Origin of the sequence: Streptomyces sp. NPDC086519, assembly GCF_040686075.1 — a bacterium.
Lineage (GTDB): Bacteria > Actinomycetota > Actinomycetes > Streptomycetales > Streptomycetaceae > Streptomyces > Streptomyces shenzhenensis.
In genome coordinates this window covers 1-4,510 of sequence record NZ_JBFBJL010000144.1, presented here as the reverse complement: position 1 = coordinate 4,510, position 4,510 = coordinate 1, and the positions used below count along the sequence as shown (strand labels likewise).

Sequence of the window (4,510 nt, the reverse complement as noted above, 5' to 3'; positions counted from 1 at the left end):
AGCCCCAGCAACTCGGCGAACAAGCCGCACAGGATCTCCTCCGTCGGCGTCGCCGGCCCCCGCGAACCACCCAGACCCAGATCAGGCACAGGCAGGGCAGCGCGACTGACCTTGCCGTTGACCGTGAGCGGCAACGCGTCAAGGACCACGACTACGGACGGCACCATGTAGTCCGGCAGACGCGTGGCAGCGAACGCCCGCAGTTCCTCCCCGTCCACCTCGCCTACGGCATAACCGAGCAGACGGCCCTGCCGCACCACCGCCACCGCCTGCTCCACCTGCGGGTGCGCAGCGAGAACGGCCTCGACCTCACCGAGTTCGACCCGGAACCCGCGGATCTTCACCTGCTCGTCGGCACGGCCCACGAACTCCAGCCGCCCGTCGGTCGTCCAGCGCGCCAGGTCGCCGGTGCGATACATCCGCCCATCGCCGTCACCGTCACCGTCGCCGTCACCGAAGGGGCAGGCGACGAACCGCTCCGCCGTCAGATCCGGCCGGTTCACGTAACCGCGGGCCAGGCCATCCCCCGCGACATACAACTCACCCGTGACACCTGCGGGGACCGGCCGAAGGTAAGCATCCAGGACGTAGGTACGGACATTGGGCAGCGGACGACCGATCGCCGGCGCGGCATCCTCAGCAGTGATGCCCTCCTCCAGGAGAACCGCGGTGGTGATGACCGTGGCCTCGGTCGGACCGTAGGTGTTCCACACCCGCGCACCCGCCCGCCACTTCGCCGCCAGGCCAGAGTCCAGCCGCTCCGCACCCAGCACCCAGTTGCCGATACCGGCGACATCCCCCGGCTCCAGCACTCCAAGAAGCGAGGGGACGACACTGGCGACCTGAACGCCGCAGGCCTCCACCATCGCGGCCAACGCGGAAGAATCCAGCCGCTCATCGGACGAGGCGATGGCCAGCGTGCCACCGGCGGCCAGCGTCACGGCCACGTCCAGCACGGCGGCGTCGAAGCTGAAGGAGGCGAACTGCAGTGCCGTAACCCCTGGTTCGACGCCGAGGACGGGACGCATGGCGATGGCCAGGTTCGCCACCGACGCATGCCCGACCGCCACACCCTTCGGACGGCCCGTCGAACCCGACGTATAGATCACATAGGCCAGATCATCGAATCCGACCTGCGCATCAATCGGTTCCCTGGACTCGATCGCGAGCCCGTCCAGCAGGACGGCCTCGCCGTCCAACGATTCCGCCGTCTCCTCCACAGCCAGCACCAGCTCGGCGCCGCTGTCGGCGACCATGTACGCCAGCCGGTCAGTGGGGTACTCCGGGTCGAGTGGCACGTATGCCCCGCCGGCCTTCCACACCGCCAGGATCGCCACCACCATGTCGGTCCCGCGCGGCAGGCACAGACCCACCCGCGACTCCCGACCCACCCCACGCGCCACCAGCCCACGCGCCCACGCATCCGAACGCGCATCCACCTCCGCATAGGTCAACGAACGCCCACCCGAGCGCAACGCCACCGCGTCCGGAATCTCCGCCACCCACCGGCGGAACCGCTCCACCACAGTCCACGGCTCGACGTCCAGGCCCGTCGCGTTCCACTCCTCGACGACCTCCGACCGCTCGGACTCCTCAAGCAGATCGAGATCACCCAACCGCACCCGCGGATCCGCCGCCACCCGCTCCAACACCCGCGCCAACCGCCCCGCCAGCCGACGGACCGTCCCCTCGTCGAACAGATCGGCGGAGTAGAGAATCCCGCCGCGCAGACCATCGGCAGAACCGTCGTCCGACTGGCGCTCGCTCAGTGTCAAGGAGAGATCGAACCGCGCCGCGGGGTCCTCCGCCGGCGGGATCTGTTCGACCGCCAGCCCCTCCAACTCCCACTGGGCTTCCGGCACGTTCTGGAGCGCCAGCATCACCTGGAACAGCGGATTACGGGCGGCGGAGCGGGTCGGGTTCAGCTCGTCCACGAGCCGCTCGAACGGCACGTCCTGGTTCGCATACGCAGCCAGGTCAGCCTCACGCACCCGCCGCAGCACCTCGACGAACGACGGATCACCCGCCACATCGGACCGCAGGACAAGCGTATTGACGAAGAACCCGGCCAGCCCCTCCACCTGCGCGTCGGACCGGCCGGCGACCGGCGTACCGACGCACACGTCCTCACCGGCACCCATCCGGGCGAGCAGCACCGCCAGCGCGGCATGCACGACCATGAACATCGTCGCCCCGCCCTGCGCAGCCAACTCCACCAACCGCCCGTGCGTGACCGCATCCACACCCACCGGAACCGAACCACTACGGAACGACGGCACCGCCGGACGCGGACGGTCAAACGGCAACACCGTCTCCTGCGGCGCCCCCTCCAACACCCCACGCCAGAACCCAACCTGCCCAGCCACCGCACTGCCCGGATCATCCAGCTCGCCCAGCACCTCCCGCTGCCACAACGCGTAATCCGCGTACTGAACCGGCAGCGGCTCCCACCCCGGCTCAGCCCCCGCCAAACGAGCCCGATAAGCGACCTGGAGGTCGTTCGCCAGCACACCCATCGACCACGCGTCCGTCGCGATGTGATGAGCCACCAACAACAAGACGGACTCCTCCTGTGAAACCCTCAACAACACCGTCCGCCACGGCAACTCAACCTGGACATCAAAGCCCCGCCCGGCTTCAACCCGCATGAATTCGCGCCACTGCTCACCGGCCTCGACCACCTGAAGCCGAGGACGGCCATCGACACCCTCACGGATCTCCTGATACGGCACCCCCTCCACATCCGGGAACACCGTCCGCAAACTCTCGTGCCGGTCCGCCACATCACCCAGCGCAGCCTCAAGCGCTCCGACGTCGACGCTGCCAGACAGCCGCAAGGCAAAAGGCAGGTTGTAGGCCGCGGCGCCCGCGCCATCGGGCTCGCTCTCCTCGAACCGGTTGAGGAACCACATCCGCTGCTGCGCGTACGACAGAGGCACCCGCTCCGGACGCTCCCGACGCGCCAGCACCACACCCGCCGACGTCCCGGCCGCCTCCACCAACCGCCCTATCCCGGCCACCGTCGGCTCCGCGAACACCTCACGCACACCCACCGACACCTCAAACACCGACCGGATCCGCGCGATCAACCGCATCACCAGCAACGAATCACCACCCAACTCGAAGAAACTCCCCTCCACACCGACCGAGCCCGCCTCCAGACCCAACACCTCCGCGAACAACCCACACAACGCCTCCTCCACCGGCGTCACCGGACCACGACCGCCACCCGCACCCAGATCCGGAACCGGCAGCGCACCCCGGTCCACCTTGCCGTTGACCGTCAAGGGGAACGCCTCGAGGACAACGACCACCGACGGCACCATGTAGTCCGGCAAACGCGTGGCAGCAAACGCCCGCAGTTCCTCCCCGTCCACCTCACCGACGGCATAACCGACCAGACGGCCCTCCCGCACCACCGCCACCGCCTGCTCCACCTGCGGGTGCGCAGCGAGAACGGCCTCGACCTCACCGAGCTCAACCCGGAACCCGCGGATCTTCACCTGCTCATCCACACGCCCCACGAACTCCAGCCGCCCGTCGACCGTCCAGCGCGCCAGGTCGCCGGTGCGATACATCCGCCCCCCGCCGTCACCGAACGGGCACGCCACGAACCGCTCCGCCGTCAGATCCGGCCGGTTCACATAACCCCGCGCCAGCCCATCCCCCGCGACATACAACTCACCCGTGACACCTGCGGGGACCGGCCGGAGGTAGGCATCCAGGACGTAGGTACGGACATTGGGCAGCGGACGACCGATCGCCGGCGCGGCATCCTCAGCAATGATGCCCTCCTCCAGGAGAACCGCGGTGGTGATGACCGTGGCCTCGGTCGGACCGTAGGTGTTCCACACCCGCGCACCCGCCCGCCACTTCGCCGCCAGGCCAGAGTCCAGCCGCTCCGCGCCCAGGACCCAGTTGCCGATACCGGCAACATCCCCCCGCTCCAGCACTCCAAGAAGCGAGGGGACGACACTGGCGACCTGAACACCGCAGGCCTCCACCATCGCGGCCAACGCGGAAGAATCCAGCCGCTCATCGGATGACGCGATGGCCAGCGTGCCGCCAGCGGCCAGGGTCACGGCCACGTCCAGCACAGAGGCGTCGAAGCTGAAAGAAGCAAACTGCAGTGCCGTAATCCCTGGTTCGACCCCCAGCACCGGACGCATGACGGCGGCCAGGTTCGCCACCGACGCATGCGCGACCGCCACACCCTTGGGACGGCCCGTCGAACCCGACGTGTAAATCACATAGGCCAGCTGACCGGCCGCGATCTCCGGCAACTCGCCCGATACGGCTTCCAGTTCGTCGAGACGGACGACGGTGACGCCGTCCGGCAGCCGGTCGGCCGTCTCGTCCGAGGCCACCACGAACTCCGCCGTGCTGTCGTGGACCATGTACGCCAGCCGGTCGGAGGGGTACTCCGGGTCGAGTGGCACGTATGCCCCGCCGGCCTTCCACACCGCCAGGATCGCCACCACGATCTCGACCCCGCGCGGCAGGCACAGAC

General features: G+C 68.7%; 1 protein-coding gene. It reads right to left on the bottom strand.

Annotation, left to right across the window (positions count from 1 at the left end; all coding sequences use genetic code 11):
- The coding region (locus tag AB0P24_RS47560) for an amino acid adenylation domain-containing protein (RefSeq protein WP_365805685.1) at window positions 1–4,510 on the bottom strand (4,510 nt) is incomplete at both ends.